Genomic DNA, 18,618 nt, shown 5'->3' with positions numbered 1-18,618 from the left:
GGTACACATCAGGAGAGCTATGACGAGGGTCCAGAACCGGCGCACGCCTGCTCGGGGAGGAGGCCTGGAGGACTGCCTGCACGCCTGCGCCGTTCACAGCGGCAAACTCGTCGGCAGCCTCGACCGCCGGCGCACGGAACTGGCCGAGCAGCTCCGCAGGCTGCTCGTGGTGGCCAGCACCACCGGCACCGCCGCCCCCGCGCCCGCCCCGTCCGGCGGCGCGACCGCGCTGCTCAAGCGGGCCGTCAAGGGCGCCACCGCGCCCGCCGGCGGTCTGTCCAACGACCTGCTGGACGCCCTGCTGGCCGTCGCCGGCAAGGCCCTGGAGTGCGGCTACGACGACGAACTGCGCCTCGCCCTGCGGATCAGCGACACCGTGCTCGACCGGCGCCGCAACTCCCGGGCCGGGTGGCGGCTGCGCGCCCGCGTCCTGGAGGCGCTCGGCGACGAGCCGGAGGCCGTCGAGGCCTACGAGCGCTACCTGGAGCTGACCGAGGAGGACGGCTTCGGCGTGGCCGCCCGGATCACCGGGCTGCGCCGGGCAGCCGAGCGCGAGCGCGACCTGCTCGCCCTGCTGGAGCGCCAGTGCCCGCGCGCCGCCGACTTCGCCGGCGGACCCGCCACCGACGTCTGGGCCGAGGGCCTCGACCTGTACGCCCGCGGCGACCGGGACGCGGCCGAACCCCGCCTGGTCGGCGCCCTGCTGGCGCTCGCCGCCGAGCAGGCCCCGGTCGCCGACCGGCAGGAACTGCTGGGCCAGTACCTCGAACTGCGCACCGGCGTCCCCGGCGACGACCTCACCGAGGCCGTCGCCCTCTACGCCGAACAGCGCCGGCTGCGGATGCGCGGCCCGGTCGCCGACCCCACCGTCGGCGCGGTGAACTGGATCGGCCTCGGCGAGTTCCGCAACCTGATCACCGGCAAGTCCGTCTGCCTGATCGCCAACTCCGGCCGCGTCGGCGAGAGCGGCCTGGGCGGCCGGATCGACGACTACGACCTCGTCGTGCGCTTCAACTCCTACCGGATCGACCCGAAGCACACCGGCGGCCGCACCGACATCCACGCCACCATCCACAAGCACGGCTTCAACTGGGACAAGCCGGTGACCACCCGGCTCGTCTTCGGCGGCGTCTCCGGCGACTGGAAGCACTCGATGCGCAACCGCCTGGTGCCCGGTGCCCAGCGGTACCTCGGCGACGAGTCGCTGCGCTGGCCGGTCCGCAACATCGGCCGGCTCGGCACGGACGTCTGGTCCGGCATCCCCACCACCGGCTTCAACATGCTGTGGCTGCTGGACTTCCTGGACGTCAGCCCCACCCTCGACCTGATCGGCTTCGACTTCTACGAGAGCGGCGCCTACCGCGTGCCGGAGGCCATGAAGCTCGCGATCACGTCCGTGCACGAGTACACCAGCGAGAAGGCCTGGGTCATGGAGCGGGCCCAGAGCGTGACCGACCTGAGGATATCCCTGCGATGACCACCGCCACCCCGGTAACACCGGAGACCTCCGCGCACGCGCTGACCGGAAAGCGGCGCATCGCCTTCGCGAGCTTCGTCGACGAGAACTACCTGCCCGGGTTCCTCGTCCTGCTGCGCAGCCTCGCCCTGTCCAACCCGGGCGTCTGCGAGGACTTCGTCGTCCTCCACGACGACCTCAAGCCGTCCTCCGTCGCCCGCATCCGCGCCCTGCACCCGAGGATCGTGCTGCGCCGGGTCGACGCCGCCCACTACGACTCCTACGTCAAGGGCGACCAGGACAACTACCTCGTCCGCAAGGCGTACTTCATCCTCGACGTCTTCCGGCTGCGCGACTACGACACGGTCATCACCCTGGACACCGACATGGTCGTCCTCGGCGACCTGGGCGAACTGCTCGCGCTGCGCGAGGGGCTCGCGGCCGTCCCGCAGTTCTTCTACGGGCAGCACAAGCTCAACTCCGGGCTGCTGGTCATCCAGCGCGAGTACCTCTCCGACGCGTTCTGCGCGCGCCTCGACGCGGTCGGGCGCGGTGGCGGCTACGAACTAGACAAGCACGACCAGGGCATCCTCAACGCCGTCCTCGACGGCGACTTCGTCCGCCTGGACACCCGCTACAACTTCGTCAAGCGGCGCCTGTCCGGCGACCTGCCGGTCCCGGACGACACCGCGATCCTGCACTTCACCGGCCGGCACAAGCCCTGGCAGGGCGGCGAGGCCGGATACCAGCAGGCCGAGGAGCGCTGGCGGGAGTTCGAGCTGTCCGACGCCGAGTTCCACGCGGCCTACCTGGGCAGCGGCGGCACCCTCCACCACGACCTGCTGGTGCACTACGGCACCCCGCTCGTGCGGCGCACCGGGGACGTGGAGGCCGCCCGCAGGGTCGCCGCCGCGCACATCGGGGCCGGCGAGTACCAGGACGCGGTCGACATCCTCGCCGGCGTGCGCATCCCGCTGGACGAGGCCTGGCCGCACGAGGTGTTCGGGCACGCCCTGATGAGCGTCTCGCGCCACGCGGAGGCCAGGACCCAGCTCCTGCTGGCCACCGCCGCCCCGAACCGGGCCGCGACCGCCTACGCCCGCCTCGCCCAGATGGCCTGGGTGCACGGCGACAACGCCGAGGCGCTCAAGTACGCCACCGCCGGCCTCACCGTCGACCCCACCCACCGCTCCAGCCGGCTGTGGGCCCAGCGCGCCACCGCCGTCCCGGCCCAGGAACAGGGTGCCGCCGAGGACCAGCTCGCGCACGTCGCCTTCTACATGGACCGGCAGGGCAACGCGGGCGACAAACTGCTGCCCGAGACCGTCCGGCTCGCCTTCGGCCCCGACACCACCTCCCGCCGCTGGACCTCCGTCCACGCCCACCGGCTCTTCGACGAGGCCGCCCTGGAACGGGTCAACGCCCGGCGCGGCCTGGTCATCGGCGGCGGCGGACTGTTCATCCCCGACACCATGCCCAACGGCAACAGCGCCTGGCAGTGGAACGTCCCGGACGAGCACCTGCGCGCCGTCGACGTCCCGATCATGGTGTTCGCGGTCGGCTTCAACGCCTTCGACGGGCAGTCGTACCGCGCCCGGCGGTTCAACGACAGCCTGCGGCTGCTGGTGGAGAAGTCCGCCTTCTTCGGGCTGCGCAACCACGGCTCCATCGCCAGGGTCCGCTCCCTGCTCCCGTCCGAGCTGCACGACCGGGTCGTCTTCCAGCCCTGCCCGACCACGGTCATGCGCCAGTTGGTGGCCGGCTGGTCCGACCCGGCGTACCGCGAGGACACGGTCCTGCTGAACGCCGCCTACGACCGGGCCGGCCTGCGATTCGGGCACGACTACGGGCACTTCCTCGCCGAGCTGGCGAAGGCCGTGCGCGCGATCGGCGCCCGCACCGAGGTGCGGTGTGTCGCCCACTCGCTGGACGACGAGCGGATCGCCTTCGACCTGCGCCGCGAACACGGCATCTCGCTGCCGGTGATCCCGATGTACGACTTCGACAACGACGCCATCCGCGAGACGTACGCCAGGACGAAGCTGGTCATCGGCATGCGCGGGCACGCCGGGATGATCCCCTTCGGGGTCGGCACGCCCATCCTCAGCCTGATCTCGCACCCCAAGATGGCGTACTTCCTCAGCGACGTCGAGCGCCCCGAGTGGGGTGTCTCGGTGCACGAGCGGAACCTGGGCGAGGTGCTCACCGAGCGGGCGCTCGACATCCTGGACCACCACGACCGGACCGTCGCCGACGTGCACGACCGGCAGGAACTGCTCTGGAAGGTGACCCAGGAGAACGCGGCCCGGATCCGCACGATCCTCGGCCGCTGAACACCGCGAGGGGCGGGCCCGCGAAGGGCCCGCCCCGACGAGGAAGGAGGCGATCAGCGAGGAGGGAGGCGATCAGCGCCGTACGACCCGGCGCAGCCCGCGCGCCTTGCGCGCCATCCGGCGAACCGTGGCGTTGCGCGGGAGGAACGCGAGCTGGGACGGCACCCCGCCGGGCAGCGCCAGCGAGGTCAGCCGCTTGCGCTTGAAGTAGCGCAGGGTCCGCTCGTCCAGGTTGCCCGCGAGATACCGCTCGGTCTCGCCGCGCAGCCCGGGCAGGATCTTCGGCTGCATCGCGAAGCCCACCGCACGGATCAGCGCGCCCAGCGCCGCCACGTCCATGCCCGGCCGCCGCTCGCCCACCGCGGCGCGGTCGCCGAGGTCCGGCAGCAGCGCGTCGACCACGGTGACCGGGACGCGGTTGCTGTTCTCGAACGGCGTCAGCCGCTCCAGCAGCATTCCGGTGCCGACCCGGGCCACCGGCAGGCCGTAGAGAGCGGAGGCGGTGAGCAGGGCGGTGGAGAAGCAGCCGACGACCAGCGCGGGACGCATCCGCTGGTACAGCACCTCGGCGAGGACCGGGGTGTCCAGCACGGTGAGGTCCACCCCGAGCCGGGCCGCCTCCTGCTCCAGGGTGCGGGTGAACCGCGCCGGGGCGGTGGGGTGCGGCTTGAACACCACCGTGCGGTGTCCGAGCCGATGGGCACCGGTCAGCATCCGCACGTGCAGCTCCTCCTCCTGCTCCGCGGTGAGGATGCCCAGCGCGGACAGGTACTGGCCGAGCAGCAGCGCGGACTCCTCCACCTCGGGCAGCTCGTCGGCCGGCGGCGCGATCTCGGCCAGGACCTTGGTGAAGGCGGGCGTCGGCACGATCTCCGCCGGGACACCGAACTCGCTGAGCAGCAGCGGCTCCAGGCCCGGCACCAGGTCGAGGTGGAGCACCCGGTCCACCCGGGTGCCGACCAGCGGGTCGATCTTGTTCCGGGTGGGGCCGTAGCTCATCAGGCCGTCCGCGTAGACGGTGACCGGGGCGCCGGTGAAGATCTGGGCGAGCGAGAGCGACGGGTTGACCTGGATCGACTCCACGGCCAGTTCCACGTCCTCGTCCCCCAGCCGCCACTCGTGGCGCAGATACCGCTCCCAGAGCGGCAGGTCCTCCGGCCGGGGGGCCCAGCCGCCGGGGTGGAAGGGGAAGATCGCCTCGTTGTACGAGAGCACCTCGTCGAAGCGCTCGCGCAGCCGCTCGAAGCCGGGCATCACGTCCGGCCCCGGCGTGGTCTCGGGCGTGGCCGCGTTGTTGCAGACCAGCAGGATCCGCCGGTCGGCGGGACGGAAGCAGCCGGAGTCCAGGGCGGCGGCCAGGGTGGCCGTGCCGTACAGCGTCGACGCCTGGAAGATCTGGGTGGTCACGCGGCGGCTCCGGCGGGGGCGGGGCGGCGGCGCAGCCGGCGCAGTCTGGTGGCGCGCTCCAGGTCCATGGAGTCCAGTGCGTCGGCCAGGACGTCCTGCGGCATGCGCCGCAGCGCCGCCGAACTCAGGGATTTGAGTTTTCTCGCCACCGCCGGCTCGAACCTTTCGCTGGATCCCAGGTGATGGGAAATGATGGCGCAATACGTGCGCACGGCCTTCGGCAGCAACGCACCGGCTTCCGGGTCCTCTGCGGTTTCCGTGACCACCTGATCGAAAGCGCGAATGAAATCGAGCTGACGGACATCACCGATCTGAGTGAGTGAGGAGGCGACCCCGCGCCGGTAGAACACCCCGAGCAGACCGACGGCGGCGAACGACTCCGCCTCCCGGTGCAGCTTCCAGATCCACGGCCGGTCCTCGGCCGTGCGCAGCCCGTCGGTGAAGTGCAGCAGCCCCTTGTCCACCAGCCGGCGGTGGTACACGCCCGCCCAGGCGTACGCGTAGTCCACGGAGGTCGAACGGTCGGCGGGCAGGATCGCCCGGCGCGGGTCCAGCACCACGTTCCGCCGCCCGACCGGCACCCGGTGCACGGTGCGCGCCCGCGCCGTGCACTGCACATGGTCGGTGCGCAGGAAGTCGCAGCCCAGCTCCTCGACGGCGGCGACCAGCTTCGGGTAGTAGCCGGGAGCGAGCCAGTCGTCCCCGTCCAGGAAGGTCAGGTACTCGCCGCGTGCGCGGTCGATGCCGGTGTTGCGGGCGGTCGCCAGCCCCCCGTTGCGCTCGTGCCGGACGAGGACCGCGCCCGGCAGCTCGCGCTCCGCGCGCGCGAGGATCTCTGGTGTCCCGTCGCGGGAGCAGTCGTCGACGAGAATGAATTCGAAGTCCTCACGCGCGTTCGCACCGAGGCTCCTCAGGGTGTCGGGCGCGTATTGCTGCACGTTGTAGAACGGCACGATGACGGAGAGCTTGACCACGTCACGGACGTTAGGGCGAAGCCCGTCATTCGTCTTGACCGTCGGCTTGATACCGGGTGAACGACGCGTGGCGAAGCTGTGAACCGGGTCTTTTTCCACGTCGGACACGGACCGATTCCCCATTCGGCGATGTGCTGTTAACCGTTTGTTGCATTCGGGTTGGGCGGAACCTCGGAATGCCTTCCTAGCGTCTTCGGCGTGCCAGCAAGTGCAACGAAGTCCCTGCGGATCGCCGTCCTGGCGGACTCCGACACCCGGTGGAAGTGGGGCGCGCTCACCGCGCAGCGCCTCACCCCCACCGGTGCCGACGTCCGGCTCGACGGCTACCTCCTGCGCGGACGAGCCACCCCCACCGCCCGCCAGCTCCGGGAGGTCGGCGTCCGCGCGGACTCCCTCAGCGAGGTCACCGGCGTCCAGTTCCTGCGTGCGATGGGGGACGGCGCCGAGGAGCCGTACGACATCCTCGTCCTCGCCCTGGTCGGCGGCGGTGTGCAGGCGATGCTGCACGGGCTGCGCAACGCCTGGGCCTCCGGCCGGCGCCCCGTCGTCGTCACCGGTTACGTCGGTGTCGTCTACGAGAAGCTCGCCGACGGCCTGCTGCTGCGCCACGGCGCGGATCTCGTCCTCGCCAACTCGGCCCACGACGCGGACCGGTTCCGGGCCGTCTACGAAGGGGTCGGCGCCGACGCCTCCGCGGTCACCGAGGTCGCGCTGCCCTTCCTCGGCGGCGCGCCCTACACCGGCGCACACGAGCCGTCCGCGGAGCAGGGGCGCGAGCCCCGCACGGTGGTGTTCGCGGCCCAGCCCTCCGTCCCGGACAGCCGCCGGGACCGCGCCTACCTGCTGAAGCGGCTCATCGAGCACGCCCGCCGGCACCCCGAGCGCGAAGTGCTGCTGAAGCTGCGCTCCAAGCCCGGCGAACACACCACCCACATCGAGGAACTGCCCTACCAGAAGCTGGTCCAGGGCATGACGCCGCCCGCCAACTTCCGCCTGGTGTACGGCCACATGGGCGAGGTGCTGGACCGCACCGACCTGCTGGTCACGATCAGCTCCACGGCCGCCCTGGAGGCCCTGCACCGACGCATCCCCACGGCCGTCCTGACCGACCTCGGCGTGCGCGAGGTGCTCGGCAACCACCACTTCACCGGCTCCGGCTGCCTCGCCTCCTGGGACCAGCTCGACGCCGGGCACCGCCCGGCCCCCGAGCCGGAGTGGCTGGCCCGGCAGGGCGTCTGCGCCGACGGCTCCTACGGGACCGCCTTCGACACCGCACGCGAACGCATCACCAGGCTGCTGGACAGGCCCGGCGGCCTGCCGCCCCTGAACCCGTACTACACACCCGAGACCGCGCCCGGCTACCTGCCCGGCATCCTCGCCCGCCACCACCTCGGCCCCGACGGCGCCCCGCTGCCCGGTGCGCCCGCCGCCGACCGCGAGCCCGGCCCCGTCCGCCAGATCGTGCGCCGGGCCGCGCGCGGCGCCTACCGCCACGGCGTGCAGCGGGTGGCCCCCGTGATCCGGCGGATGGGGGAGCTGTGAGCGGCCGGATCCCACGTCAAGGAGAGAACCCCATGCCCCACACGGAAGCGGAACCGGAGGCCTCGGTGCCCCGGGTGCTCGCGGTGATCCCGGCCCGCGGCGGCTCCAAGGGCGTGCCCGCGAAGAACCTCGCCCCGGTCGGCGGCATCCCGCTGGTCACCCGCGCGGTGCGGGAGTGCCGGGCGACCCGGCTGGTCACCGATGTCGTGGTCTCCACCGACGACCAGGCCATCGCCGCGGCGGCCCGCCAGGCCGGGGCCGAGGTCGTGCTCCGCCCCGCCGCCATCGCCGGGGACACGGCGACCTCGGAGGCCGCCGTCCTGCACGCCATGGACGCGCACGAGGCCCTGCACGGCGCCGCCGTGGACGTCGTCCTGCTGGTGCAGTGCACCAGCCCGTTCCTGGTCCGCGAGGACGTGGACTCGGTCGCCGCCGCCGTCGTCGACAACGGCGCCGACACCGCCGTGACCGTCGCCGCCTTCCACGGTTTCGTCTGGCGGGACGCGGCCGACGCCCCGGTGGCGCCCGGCCCGGACCAGGCCGCCGTCGCCGCCTCCCCGGCGGCGGCCGGCCGCACCGCGGCCCCCGGCACCCGTACGGCCGGCGGCGGTTACGGCGTCAACCACGACAAGTCCTTCCGGCCGCGCCGCCAGGACCGACCCCAGGACCTGCTGGAGACCGGCGCCGCCTACGCGATGGACGCGGCCGGCTTCCGCGAGCACCGGCACCGCTTCTTCGGCCACACCGAACTGGTCCGCACCGACCCGGCCCGGGCGCTGGAGATCGACGACCCGCACGACCTGGCCCGCGCCCGGGCCCTCGCCCCGCTCTTCGACGCGAACCGGCCCGGCGCCCTCCCCACCCACGACGACATCGACGCCGTAGTCCTCGACTTCGACGGCACCCAGACCGACGACCGGGTGCTGATCGACTCCGACGGACGGGAGTTCGTCTCCGTGCACCGCGGCGACGGACTCGGCATCGCGGCCCTCCGCCGGAGCGGCCTGAGGATGCTGATCCTGTCCACGGAACAGAACCCGGTGGTCGCCGCCCGCGCCCGGAAGCTCAGGCTCCCGGTCCTGCACGGCATCGACCGCAAGGACCTCGCCCTCAAGCAGTGGTGCGAGGAGCAGGGCATCGCGCCGGAGCGCGTGCTCTACGTCGGCAACGACGTCAACGACCTCCCGTGCTTCGCCCTCGTCGGCTGGCCCGTGGCGGTCGCGAGCGCCCACGACGTCGTACGCGGCGCCGCACGCGCGGTCACCACCGTCCCCGGCGGCGACGGCGCGATCCGAGAGATCGCCAGCTGGATCCTCGGCCCCTCTCTCGATTCCCTCCCCAAGTAAGGACACCTCTCGACATGAGCACCAACTCCCGCATCCGCACCTTCGGCACGCGCGAGGCCGGCCCGGGCCGCCCCGTGTACATCTGCGGTGAGATCGGCATCAACCACAACGGTGAGCTGGAGAACGCCTTCAAGCTCATCGACGTGGCCGCCGAGGCCGGCTGCGACGCCGTGAAGTTCCAGAAGCGCACCCCCGAGATCTGCACCCCGCGCGACCAGTGGGACATCGAGCGCGACACCCCCTGGGGCCGGATGACCTACATCGACTACCGCCACCGGGTGGAGTTCGGCGAGGACGAGTACCGCCAGATCGACGAGTACTGCAAGAGCAAGAACATCGACTGGTTCGCCTCCCCGTGGGACACCGAGGCCGTCGCCTTCCTGGAGAAGTTCGACGTCCCCGCCCACAAGGTGGCCTCCGCCTCCCTGACGGACGACGAACTGCTCCGCGCCCTGCGCGCCACCGGCCGCACGGTCATCCTGTCCTCCGGCATGTCGACGCCGAAGCAGATCCGCCACGCGGTCGAGGTCCTGGGCAGCGGGAACATCCTGCTCTGCCACGCCACCTCGACGTACCCGGCGAAGGCCGAGGAGCTCAACCTCCGGGTCATCAACACCCTGCAGGACGAGTACCCGAACGTCCCGATCGGCTACTCCGGCCACGAGACCGGCCTGCAGACCACGCTGGCCGCCGTCGCCCTCGGCGCCGCCTTCGTCGAGCGCCACATCACCCTCGACCGCGCCATGTGGGGCTCCGACCAGGCCGCCTCCGTCGAGCCGCAGGGCCTGACCCGCCTGGTCCGCGACATCCGCACCATCGAGGCCTCCCTCGGCGACGGCGTCAAGAAGGTCTACGACTCCGAGCTGGGCCCGATGAAGAAGCTGCGCCGCGTCACCGGCGCCGTCGCCGAGGCGGAGATCGCCGCGGCCGCGGGCGAGCCGGTCGCGGTCTGAGCACCCCGATCGCCTTACGGATTGCCCTGAGACGGGACGGACGTACGCCGATGAGCCCCCGCGCCGGTGACACCGGCCACCCTGCCCGCACGCTCGCCTTCGTGGAGAGCCCGGTACAGCTGCTGAACGTACTGGAGTGGGCGCACCTGCACGGCCTGCAGGGCGCGCAGCCGGACGCCCTGCCGTCCGTGCCGGCGCAGTCGCGCCGGTCACCGGCCGGTGCTGCGCCACCGGCCGGCGCGGAGCTCACCCTCGTCGTGCTGTCCCCGACCGACCCCATGACCCGCGGCCAGCTCCGCCGCATGGCGGACCTGGCCCGGGACGAGGGGTACCGGGTGCGCTGGGAGGAGGCGCGGGGCGGCACGACCGCGCCCTTCCACACCATCGGCGGCCTGGCCGGTCCGCTGCGCCGCGCCGACCGCATCGTCATGGGGGACCCCTTCTCCCGCTATGTGCAACTGCTCCTGACCATCACCCGGGCGCGCGACCTGGTCGTCGTCGACGACGGCACCGCGACGATGGAGTTCGTCGCCCAACTGGCACGCGGCGAGCGCCTGGTCCGCTGGCACCGCAAGGGCGGCCGCCCCGGCCCCCGAGACCTGCTCTTCGCCCCGGTCTCCTCCTCGGCCCGCCGCCGCCTCACCCCGAGCGAGCACCGCCGCGTCGAGGTCTTCTCCTCCATGCCGGTGACCGAGACCCCCGAGGGCGTCACGGTCACCGCGAACGACTTCGCCTGGACCCGCGCCCGCTTCGGCCCCCCGCGCATCACGGCGAGCGCCGACCTGGTCGGCACGTCCCTGGTCGAGACCGGCGTCGTCGACGGCGACCGCTACCTGGCCGCCGTGCAGTCCCTGGCCAGGGCCCACGGAGCCACCCGCTACTTCGCCCACCGCCGGGAGAGCACCGACAAACTCCACCGCCTGGCCAGGGAGACCGGCCTGGAGATCGTCCGCCCCGACCTCCCCCTGGAACTCATCGCCCGCCGGGGCCCCATCGGCCGCACCATCCTCAGCTTCCCCTCCACCGTCGTCCACACCCTGCCGCTGGCCCTGACCGGGACCGGCGTCCGCGTGGCGGTCTGCGACATCGACCCCACCTGGCTCACGGAGACCGCCTCACCACGCGCGCACGGGTTCCTGTCGGGGGTCACGGGGACGGCGCGGGACGTGCACCGGCTGGCGGCGGTGGGGCCGGCCTGATGCCGGATGCCGCCGCGGGGCGTTCGTGAGGGTCGCCACTCGGGGTTCGCGGCCCACTGTCGGGGTTGCGCGGGTTCATCCACCCCCCCCATGAACTGCCAATTCCTGATCCGGTGTTGACCGAGCGGTCTACGCAGTTGGCCTGGGCACGACGAGGAGAACCACCCCGCGTGACCGAGAACTGCTGGGACCCCTACCAGGACGGGCTCCTCGAACCCGTGGAGGTGCTGGGTCCCGGAGCCGACTGCGCAAGGGGACTTTCCTGCGAAACGGCTCCGGGTCCAAGGCAGGCGGACATCCACCCGGGTTCGATTGTCACGCCGGCTCGCGTCTCCCGTCTCGGAAGGGGTGCGCGGTCGATTCGGTCAGTCTCCTGTGGGACGCCACTGGGCGGCGGCCTTGACCGAGGATCGTCCGGCGATCGTGCCGATGATGAGGCTGACGGCGGCGCACACCGTGATGCCTCCGGCGATGCTCGCCCAGGTGACGGTTCCTTCTTTCACTGTGGCGACGAAGAACACCGAATGTACTGACGTGACCAGTCCGGCGATAGCGGTGCACACCAGCAGGGGGATCGTCAGGTGCCAGAAGGTGACCTTTCCGAAGACCTGCCGGTTGCCGGTGATCACCGCGAGCGGTGCCAGGCTGGTGCGTGTACGGGCGAACTCGCCGCCCGCGCTGACCGCCCCGGCGGTCAGCAGGAAGAGAAGTCCGGCGAGGCCGAACAGGTTGATCCAGTCGTTGTTGCGTTCACGGTTGTGGGCGCCGATCAGCAGGCTTCCGCCGAGTTCTTCCACCGTGGCGGTCGGGACTACCTGGAACACCGTTTGCTTCACCTGCGTGAGGTGGCCCCGCTCACGGGTGACGGCGAGGAGCGAGCTGCGGTCCAGGCCGGCGTGCAGATGCGACAGGTCGGCTTTCTGTACCTTCACATTCGGGCTGTACCACGCCGCGATCTCGTCCACCATCCGGAGATCCCCTGCGTTGGTCACTGCCTGCCGATCGGGTGTGGGGATGGTGGTGCAGCGCAGGTTGAGCGCGGACAGGGCCGGGCACGAGCCTTGCAGCAGCATCGTGTGGTCTTCGGGCTGGTCTGTCGCGAGGATCACGTGCGTGCCGGAGGGGAAGGCGGCATCCAGGCGGCTGAGAAGCCCTGTGGTGAGGTGGGAGCCGTTGATGGCGATGACAGTGTCGCCGATGCGTCCCTGTGTTGCCTCCGCCCTGCGTACCGATTCGCCGTGGCGGGAGTTCCACACCTGCATCTGTGCCATCAGCCCCAACGCGATGATCATGGCGGTGGTGAGGCGGACGATGACGCCGGGCCGGGTCTGGGTCCACCTGCCGCCGATCAACTGACCGGCCTTCCCCGCCGCACGCCCCCTGCGGGCGATCAGGCGGCCCAGTGCGGCGGCGGCCTGCGCGGCAACGGACGGCAGGAACACCCAGAGGCAGACGGTGCCTGTCACGAACGCGGCCACGGCGATGATTCCGGTGAGGTACTGGGCGAAGGCGATGATCACGATGCCGCCCACGAATCCGGCGTGACGCCAGACCGGGATCCTCGTGTCGAAGACCACTGGCCGGGTCCCCGTCTTCCGCTTGCTCGGCTTGCGTGTCACCCGGTGCAGGACGACTGCCAGGAGAAGAAGTGAGCCCAGCGATGCCGCCAGCGCCCCAGCGGCGGTCGGGAGGTGGGTGCGCAGGTCGTGGGCGGCGACGACGTACCGGGTGAACGGCAGACGGATGTCGTGGGCCATGCCCACGGCCCAGATCAGGCCGGCGAGCAGGGTCCCGGATGCTGCCGGGACCGCGGCCTCCGCCATGTTGAGCACAGCCCGGTGCCGCCAGGTGCCGCCCAGGGCATGGATGAGGTGAGTACGGCGGTCCCGGCCGTGCGAGCCGACCCGGACCGCGATCACTGCCAGAGCGAGGGCAGGAACGAGGGTGAGGGCGGCGAACGTCATGACCATCTGGGTCTCGGAGCCGTCGGCCCCGGCGAGGACGAACGGGCTGCCCTCCGTGCCGTAGGAGGAGATGTAGAACCACGGGTACTCGGCCTTGTCGGGCACCGTCTTCGGGTTCGCGTAGGCCAGACGCTCGGACGGGGAGGCCAGTCCCTGCGGGCTGATGGTTCCTGCCACGTGCCCGTACCGTGTGGTCACCCCATCGCCGGCGTGGGCGAGTTCCGGTGACATCATCACCTCGCCCGGTTTCGGCCACCGCGACAGTCCCGGAGGCGGAGGGACGTCAGGGCGGAGCGGACGTACGAGGTACACGTTGTGCGGCACCGTGCCAGTGGAGTCGATGTCCTCGGCCCACATGGCCACCGCCTTCGACCTGTCCTGCGTGAGCACCGGGGAGCGGGCCTGTGCGCGTGCTGTTCTGCCGTCGTAGGCGGCATGAATGGCTGCCAGGCCGAGGAAGGAGGCGGCCAGTACAGCGGCTGCGGCCAACAGGGCCCACCACCGGAAGCCCCCTGCCTCTGTTCTCCTGCCTGCGGTCCTCCCGATGCGGGCGAGTTGCCGCCAAGCCCCTCTACGCACGCGTGGTCGCCTCCCTCAGTACACCGTCTTCCAGGTGGAGGACCTGATCCGCGTAGGCGGCGACGGTGAAGTCATGGGTGACGACGAGAAGAGCACACCCGTGGTCCCGTGCTGACGCGTACAGCACCCGCGCCACCGTCTCCCGTGCCTGTGAGTCCAGCGCGCCGGTCGGCTCGTCGGCGAGCAGGACACGGGGCCGGGTGATCAGAGCGCGGGCGACCGCGGTCCGCTGCCGTTCACCGCCGGAGAGCATCGCCGTGGGTGTGTCACCGGTGGGGACACCGAGTTCGTCGAGCAGTTCCTTTGCTCTGCGGTATGCCTCGCGGTGGCTGCCTCCGTCGAGCAGGACGGGCAGGGCAACGTTCTCGACCGGGGTCAACTCGGGGAGGAGTTCACCGAACTGGAAGACAACACCGACCAGTTCGCGGCGCGCCTTGGCCAGCTTGCCTCCGGACAGACCGGTCAGGGGGCGCCCCGCCGCGGTAACGCTGCCGGAGTCAGGCGTGATCAGTCCGGTGAGGCAGTTGAGAAGGGTCGACTTCCCGGATCCGCTGGGGCCGGTGACCGCAGTCGACTCACCCGCTGCGATGGTGAGGCTCACGCCGTTGAGGAGTTGCCGGTTACCGATCCGGTAGTGCAGGTCCTTTACCAGCAAGCCGTCGTTCAAAGAAGGTCCTTTCACACGAGGACAGCCGGGCCTCCGTCCCGTTCGGAACGGAGGCCCGGCCGGTACTCGATTGCTACGCGATCTGCCTGATCAGGCGGTCTTCCAGCCAGAGCAGTCGTCGGGCGCCCAGTCGTTGTCGTCGCAGGCCTGGAACCGTATGATCTTCGACCCGTCACCGGAGTAGACCTTGGTGCCGTATCCGCTGTGGTTCCACAGCGTCCGCTTCGTGGTCGGGCTGTTGTAACGGTAGTACTCGGCCTTGGCCGGGTCGCCGTCGTTGCTGCCGTCCTTGATGGCGATACGGCCGGAATCCCGGGCAGCCGGGGTCCAGGCATGGGCGCCGCCGCCATGGGCGTCGACCGCGAACGCGGTCCCGGTCGGAACAACAAGTGTGGCGGCGAGCAGCATGCCGGCCGCGAACTTGACCTTGGTCATCAGGGTTTCACTCCCCCGTTGGTTGACAGTTGATCCGTCTGTGACGGATGAGTGACCCTAGGCGTACGGCACGCGGGACAGGCAAGGCATAATCGAGAAGTTCGATCGATTGCATAGGTGAATCCGAGTGTGAGCAATGCCGGTTTTTGCCCCGCCTGTGAGCTCACGAGTGCTTCTGTGAATGAAAGTGAACAGCAAACCTGCATGTGGGAAGAGGTTGACGCAAACCTTTCGCTCTGTTGCTTGTTTTGAGCACGAATAAGGCAGTGCGCAGCACGCCCCGGCCGACGGGCAAGTGCACGACCCTCGTCCTCATCCCCGAGGGTGCCGCACAGCCCCAACCTCAGCTCGATGGAGCGGAGAGTCTGTGTGGGGTGCGGGCGGTGTCCGCAGTGATCGCCATGTCGCGGGCACCGACGTGGACCACGACGAGTCCGTGCCCGCCGGCCACTGAGCGACTCTGTTGGGAATCTTGAAATCTGCGGACAGGGTGCCAGTGGTCCGGGATGCTTCGGCTGGCCCTGTACAGCGCTGTCTTCCCGAGGCGGCCTGCGTCCGTTCGTCCCCGGTTCGGCGTGGTGGTGGCTGAGCTCACAGTTCGGACGGCACGGGCCAGCAATCCTCCTGGTACCACGGCCATGTGGGTACGTGACCACCTCAACGGGCTCTGGGATGACGAGGCTTTCGTCTCCTGGTACCCCCTCGATGGCCGTCCCGGCCTCTCCCCGGCTCAACTGGCCACCGTGTGAGTGCTGCTGTTCCTGCTCAGCCTCTCCGACCGGCACCCGGCCGAGGTGGTGCGGTGCCGGATCGACTCCAAGTACGCCCTCGCGATGGACTTGGACGGCCCCGGTTTCCACCACAGCGTGCTCGCGGACTTACGTGACCGCCTCGGCCAGGACGACCGTGCCGACCAGTTCCTGTCCCTTGCCCTTGCCCTGGACCGGATACGTGAGGCGGGAATGCTCAAAGAGCGCGGAAGGCAGCGGACCAGCTCCACTCCACTCCGGTCCTGGCCGCCGCCCGCGACCTCACCCGCCTGGAACTGGTCCTCGAAGCAGTCCGCGCCGCGCTGGAGGAAGCCTCCCGATACACCCCCGATGTCCTGAACGACCTGGTGGACGCCGACTGGGCCACCCGTTACGGTCGGCCGGTCCGTCTGCTCAGCCAGCCCGGCCACCCCGTCACCCGCCTCAAGCAGGCCGGAACGGACGCCTGCCTGCTCCTCCAGAACCTGCCGCCCCGCCGGCGCGGTCCCCGTGCCGAGGCCCTGCGGCAGATCAAGGCGCAGAACTTCCTCGTCGACGCCCGCAGTGCCCTGCGTCCCCGCACAGAGAATGACGGCCGGCCCAAAGGAGCCGCCCGAATCACCTCGCCCTGCGACCTGGGCGCCCGCCAGGCCATCCGGGGCAACACCCGCTGGAACGGCTACCGGGTCCACATCACCGAGACCAGCGACGCCGACACCCGTGCCAACCTGATCACGGACATCGCCACCACCAGCCCGATCAGGGACACCCAGGCACTGCCCGGCATCCACGCCCGGCTCCATATTCCGCCAACTGCTGCCTGCTCACCTGGGAATGCTGGTGGCGGCAAGGCAAACGAACCAGGTCCTCAAGATCCCCGACAGAGTCGCTCGGTGAGCGCTCCGTGACTTCGCTGTTCGTCAGTCCCGGGCCACCGGAGTCTGGAGTTCGGTCACCCAGTCGTCGTGGTTCTCCGGGCACTCCAGGTTGATCTCGCGGGGGTACCCCGTCGACCGGTAGCCGTGGGTGTCGATCCAGCGGGCGAGGGTCTGGGCCGTGGGGAGAACGGTGTCCATCGAGCCGCGGTGCACGATGGTCGCCGCCAGGTCGACCGGGGGCAGGTCGGTGATCCGCAGGGCGCCGCCCCGGAGCGGCGCGGACACCTGGACGGCCGCGTGCACGCGGATCCTGCCGTCGCCCTCCGGCGCGTCCTCGTAGTGGGCGACACCGGGTCCCGTCGGCCGGATGCCGGCCTCGTCCAGGCGGCGGAACAGTTCGTCGTAGAGCGGTGCGACGACCGGACCGATGTCCTCGGGCGCGAAACTCGCGGCGACCGCGGTCAGCTCCGCGACCCGCACGGCCGGGACGCTCTTGATGACGACGTCGTTCTCGGGCATGTGCCCCTCGCTCTCGATGGCCCGGAGCCTCGCCTCGACCTGGACCAGCCGGTCCGCAGCCGCCGTCATGGCCGCGGTCAGCTCCGCCTTCCGCAGTCGCAGCATGGCGCGCAGCCCCTCGGGGGTGACCTTCTCGTCGAGGATCTCCCCGACCTGCTGAAGGGTGAGGCCGAGATCCTTGAGCGCGACGACGCGGTTGAGGCGTGCCAACTGGGCGGCGGTGTAGTGGCGGTAGCCGGTGGCCGGGTCGACATGGGCCGGGCGCAGCAGTCCGGTGGCGTCGTAGTGACGCAGCATGCGGACCGAGACGCGGCCGTGCCGGGCGAATTCTCCGATGGTGAACATGACGTCCTCGAGTCGACCGCCTGACACGGCGTGAGGGTCAAGAGGGCTCCGGGTGGCCCTGCCCGTCCCTCAGGGCGGCGACGAAGGAGACGAACGCCTCGGGCGGGAAGACGAGGATGCCTGCTGACGGGTCCTTGGAGTCGCGGATGGCTATGCGGGCGGGGCGAGCGGCGATTTCGACGCAGTTGTTGCCGTCGCCGCCACCGGAGTGCGACGACTTCAGCCAGTTGTCGAGCGTGGTCACGGTGGGCCTCACAGTTCCTTGGCCAGTCTGAGGACGAAGTCACGCGAACGCGTGGGGTCGAGTGACGCTGCCTCCACCCTATGGAAAAGTGTTCGAAAGACGTCGAGTTGGGCCTCGGAGTCCATGAAGCCGGTGCCGTGTGGTGCGTCGCGCACTGCCGTGTCCAGCTTCGGTACGGCACCACCCGCCAACATCATGGGACCCCAGGCTCCGCCGAAGCCGTCGAGATCGAAGGGAATGACCCGCACGGTCACGTGCTCCGCTTCGGAGAGTTCCAGGACGCGGAACAACTGGGCGCGCGACGCGGTCCGGTCGCTGAGTCTGATACGCAGCGCAGCCTCGTGGATGATCGTCTCGTAGGGGGTGGGGTCGGGCCCCGTGATGATCGCCTTGCGCTGCATGCGATGACGAACGCGCAGGTCGAGTTCTTCCTCGGGGAGTTCGGGGATTCTGGACGAGAAGGCGGCGCGGGCGTATTCGGGTGTCTGGAGCAGACCGGGTACGAACAGGAACTCGACGTCGCGCCGGTACGTCGCGTGGTGCTCAAGTTCTGCGAGGTCGAGGAACGGTGTGGGCAGCAGTTCGCGGTACTCCTCCCACCATCCCTTCGCGCGGTCGGTTGCCATGGCCACCAGGGCGTCGATCAGCTCCTTCTCGGAGCAGCAGTAGTTGGCTGCGAGACGGCGCAGCCGCTTCTCGCTCACGCCCGTGAGGGCGGACTCGATCTGGCTGATCTGGGCCGAACTCACCCCGAGCAGCGTTGCCGCCTCGCGTGCCGTGAGGCCCGCCGCGTCGCGGAGCCTGCGCAACTCGACCGCCAGCCGTGTCTGACGCGCTGTGGGCTCACTCCGCAAGGCCATGGCCGCTCCTCTCAACGTGCTGGTGATGACCGCTCGTTCGGGTGTCAGGTTACGGGAGCGGCTTGCGAAACTTAAAAATCAAGGTCTACCGTCAGTCACGCCTTGAACGCGCAGCGGAAGCGCACCGCGTCGTCCTGCCATGGCGACGGCGGCATTGCCACCGTGTGT

The 18,618-nt window shown here is 70.5% G+C and carries 16 protein-coding genes; 8 read left to right on the top strand and 8 right to left on the bottom strand.

Annotated elements, in window-relative coordinates; genetic code table 11:
• Positions 1-19 precede the first annotated feature (19 nt).
• Positions 20-1,477, top strand: a complete 1,458-nt coding sequence (locus tag MXD57_RS24160; RefSeq protein ID WP_250403943.1) for a glycosyltransferase family 29 protein — start codon at positions 20-22, stop codon at positions 1,475-1,477.
• Positions 1,474-3,789 (top strand): glycosyltransferase, encoded by a 2,316-nt coding sequence (locus tag MXD57_RS24155; RefSeq protein ID WP_250403941.1) that lies wholly within the window; start codon positions 1,474-1,476, stop codon positions 3,787-3,789. The genes MXD57_RS24160 and MXD57_RS24155 overlap by 4 nt, the downstream gene beginning before the upstream one ends.
• A 72-nt stretch (positions 3,790-3,861) precedes the next feature.
• Here MXD57_RS24155 and MXD57_RS24150 read toward each other — a convergent pair whose 3' ends face one another.
• Together MXD57_RS24150 and MXD57_RS24145 are read right to left on the bottom strand one after the other, a co-directional pair.
• Positions 3,862-5,196, bottom strand: coding sequence for an alpha-2,8-polysialyltransferase family protein (locus MXD57_RS24150; protein WP_250403939.1), 1,335 nt, complete (start codon positions 5,194-5,196; stop codon positions 3,862-3,864).
• Entirely contained in the window at positions 5,193-6,170 is a 978-nt protein-coding gene (locus MXD57_RS24145) for a glycosyltransferase family 2 protein (protein ID WP_250403937.1), read from the bottom strand. The genes MXD57_RS24150 and MXD57_RS24145 overlap by 4 nt, the downstream gene beginning before the upstream one ends.
• 198 nt (positions 6,171-6,368) lie before the next feature.
• Between MXD57_RS24145 and MXD57_RS24140 the strand changes: the two genes are divergently transcribed.
• The 4 genes from MXD57_RS24140 to MXD57_RS24125 are packed head-to-tail and all read left to right on the top strand — an operon-like array spanning position 6,369 to position 11,210.
• The gene (locus tag MXD57_RS24140; RefSeq protein ID WP_250403935.1) at positions 6,369-7,712 is read left to right on the top strand and encodes a DUF6716 putative glycosyltransferase; all 1,344 of its coding nucleotides are present in this window, start codon (positions 6,369-6,371) and stop codon (positions 7,710-7,712) included.
• A 32-nt stretch (positions 7,713-7,744) separates the two neighbouring features.
• Entirely contained in the window at positions 7,745-9,058 is a 1,314-nt protein-coding gene (locus tag MXD57_RS24135) for an N-acylneuraminate cytidylyltransferase (RefSeq protein WP_250403933.1), read from the top strand.
• Positions 9,059-9,072: 14 nt separating this feature from the next.
• Entirely contained in the window at positions 9,073-10,011 is a 939-nt protein-coding gene (locus tag MXD57_RS24130; protein ID WP_250403931.1) for an N-acetylneuraminate synthase family protein, read from the top strand.
• Between the two features lie 50 nt (positions 10,012-10,061).
• Positions 10,062-11,210, top strand: a complete 1,149-nt coding sequence (locus MXD57_RS24125; protein ID WP_250403929.1) for a hypothetical protein — start codon at positions 10,062-10,064, stop codon at positions 11,208-11,210.
• A gap of 365 nt (positions 11,211-11,575) precedes the next feature.
• On the opposite strand, the gene MXD57_RS24120 is transcribed toward MXD57_RS24125, so the two are convergent.
• The 3 genes from MXD57_RS24120 to MXD57_RS24110 form a co-directional block, all read right to left on the bottom strand.
• A complete protein-coding gene (locus MXD57_RS24120; RefSeq protein ID WP_250403927.1) occupies positions 11,576-13,663 on the bottom strand; it encodes a permease in 2,088 nt (695 codons plus the stop codon).
• Between the two features lie 82 nt (positions 13,664-13,745).
• The gene (locus MXD57_RS24115) at positions 13,746-14,420 is read right to left on the bottom strand and encodes an ABC transporter ATP-binding protein (RefSeq protein ID WP_250403925.1); all 675 of its coding nucleotides are present in this window, start codon (positions 14,418-14,420) and stop codon (positions 13,746-13,748) included.
• A 90-nt stretch (positions 14,421-14,510) separates the two neighbouring features.
• The gene (locus MXD57_RS24110) at positions 14,511-14,855 is read right to left on the bottom strand and encodes a hypothetical protein (RefSeq protein WP_250403923.1); all 345 of its coding nucleotides are present in this window, start codon (positions 14,853-14,855) and stop codon (positions 14,511-14,513) included.
• Between the two features lie 749 nt (positions 14,856-15,604).
• Between MXD57_RS24110 and MXD57_RS24105 the strand changes: the two genes are divergently transcribed.
• Both MXD57_RS24105 and MXD57_RS24100 read left to right on the top strand, forming a co-directional pair.
• A complete protein-coding gene (locus MXD57_RS24105) occupies positions 15,605-15,964 on the top strand; it encodes a transposase (protein WP_250403921.1) in 360 nt (119 codons plus the stop codon).
• A gap of 8 nt (positions 15,965-15,972) precedes the next feature.
• A complete protein-coding gene (locus MXD57_RS24100; protein ID WP_250403919.1) occupies positions 15,973-16,512 on the top strand; it encodes a hypothetical protein in 540 nt (179 codons plus the stop codon).
• A gap of 12 nt (positions 16,513-16,524) precedes the next feature.
• Here MXD57_RS24100 and MXD57_RS24095 read toward each other — a convergent pair whose 3' ends face one another.
• Genes MXD57_RS24095 through MXD57_RS24085 form a run of 3 tightly spaced genes read right to left on the bottom strand, consistent with a single transcriptional unit; the run spans position 16,525 to position 18,450 of the window.
• Positions 16,525-17,346 carry a MerR family transcriptional regulator gene (locus tag MXD57_RS24095; RefSeq protein ID WP_250404016.1) on the bottom strand — a complete coding sequence of 274 codons (822 nt, stop codon included), beginning with the start codon at positions 17,344-17,346 and terminating at the stop codon, positions 16,525-16,527.
• Between the two features lie 37 nt (positions 17,347-17,383).
• Positions 17,384-17,590 carry a DUF397 domain-containing protein gene (locus MXD57_RS24090; RefSeq protein WP_250403917.1) on the bottom strand — a complete coding sequence of 69 codons (207 nt, stop codon included), beginning with the start codon at positions 17,588-17,590 and terminating at the stop codon, positions 17,384-17,386.
• Between the two features lie 8 nt (positions 17,591-17,598).
• On the bottom strand, positions 17,599-18,450 hold the full coding sequence (locus MXD57_RS24085; RefSeq protein WP_250403915.1) for a helix-turn-helix domain-containing protein: 852 nt from the start codon (positions 18,448-18,450) through the stop codon (positions 17,599-17,601).
• Between the last annotated feature and the right edge of the window lie 168 nt (positions 18,451-18,618).

The sequence above is a fragment of the Streptomyces cellostaticus genome (assembly GCF_023630175.1).
GTDB classification, from domain to species: domain Bacteria; phylum Actinomycetota; class Actinomycetes; order Streptomycetales; family Streptomycetaceae; genus Streptomyces; species Streptomyces cellostaticus_A.
This window is presented reverse-complemented; position numbering and strand designations above follow the sequence as displayed.

Excerpts from the sequence above, each read along its gene's own strand:
- MXD57_RS24125 (WP_250403929.1), top strand. The coding sequence starts at position 10,062 with ATGAGCCCCCGCGCCGGTGACACCGGCCACCCTGCCCGCACGCTCGCC.
- MXD57_RS24130 (WP_250403931.1), top strand. The coding sequence starts at position 9,073 with ATGAGCACCAACTCCCGCATCCGCACCTTCGGCACGCGCGAGGCCGGC.
- MXD57_RS24155 (WP_250403941.1), top strand. The coding sequence starts at position 1,474 with ATGACCACCGCCACCCCGGTAACACCGGAGACCTCCGCGCACGCGCTG.
- MXD57_RS24095 (WP_250404016.1), bottom strand. The coding sequence starts at position 17,346 with ATGTTCACCATCGGAGAATTCGCCCGGCACGGCCGCGTCTCGGTCCGC.
- MXD57_RS24135 (WP_250403933.1), top strand. The coding sequence starts at position 7,745 with ATGCCCCACACGGAAGCGGAACCGGAGGCCTCGGTGCCCCGGGTGCTC.
- MXD57_RS24110 (WP_250403923.1), bottom strand. The coding sequence starts at position 14,855 with ATGACCAAGGTCAAGTTCGCGGCCGGCATGCTGCTCGCCGCCACACTT.
- MXD57_RS24160 (WP_250403943.1), top strand. The coding sequence starts at position 20 with ATGACGAGGGTCCAGAACCGGCGCACGCCTGCTCGGGGAGGAGGCCTG.
- MXD57_RS24085 (WP_250403915.1), bottom strand. The coding sequence starts at position 18,450 with ATGGCCTTGCGGAGTGAGCCCACAGCGCGTCAGACACGGCTGGCGGTC.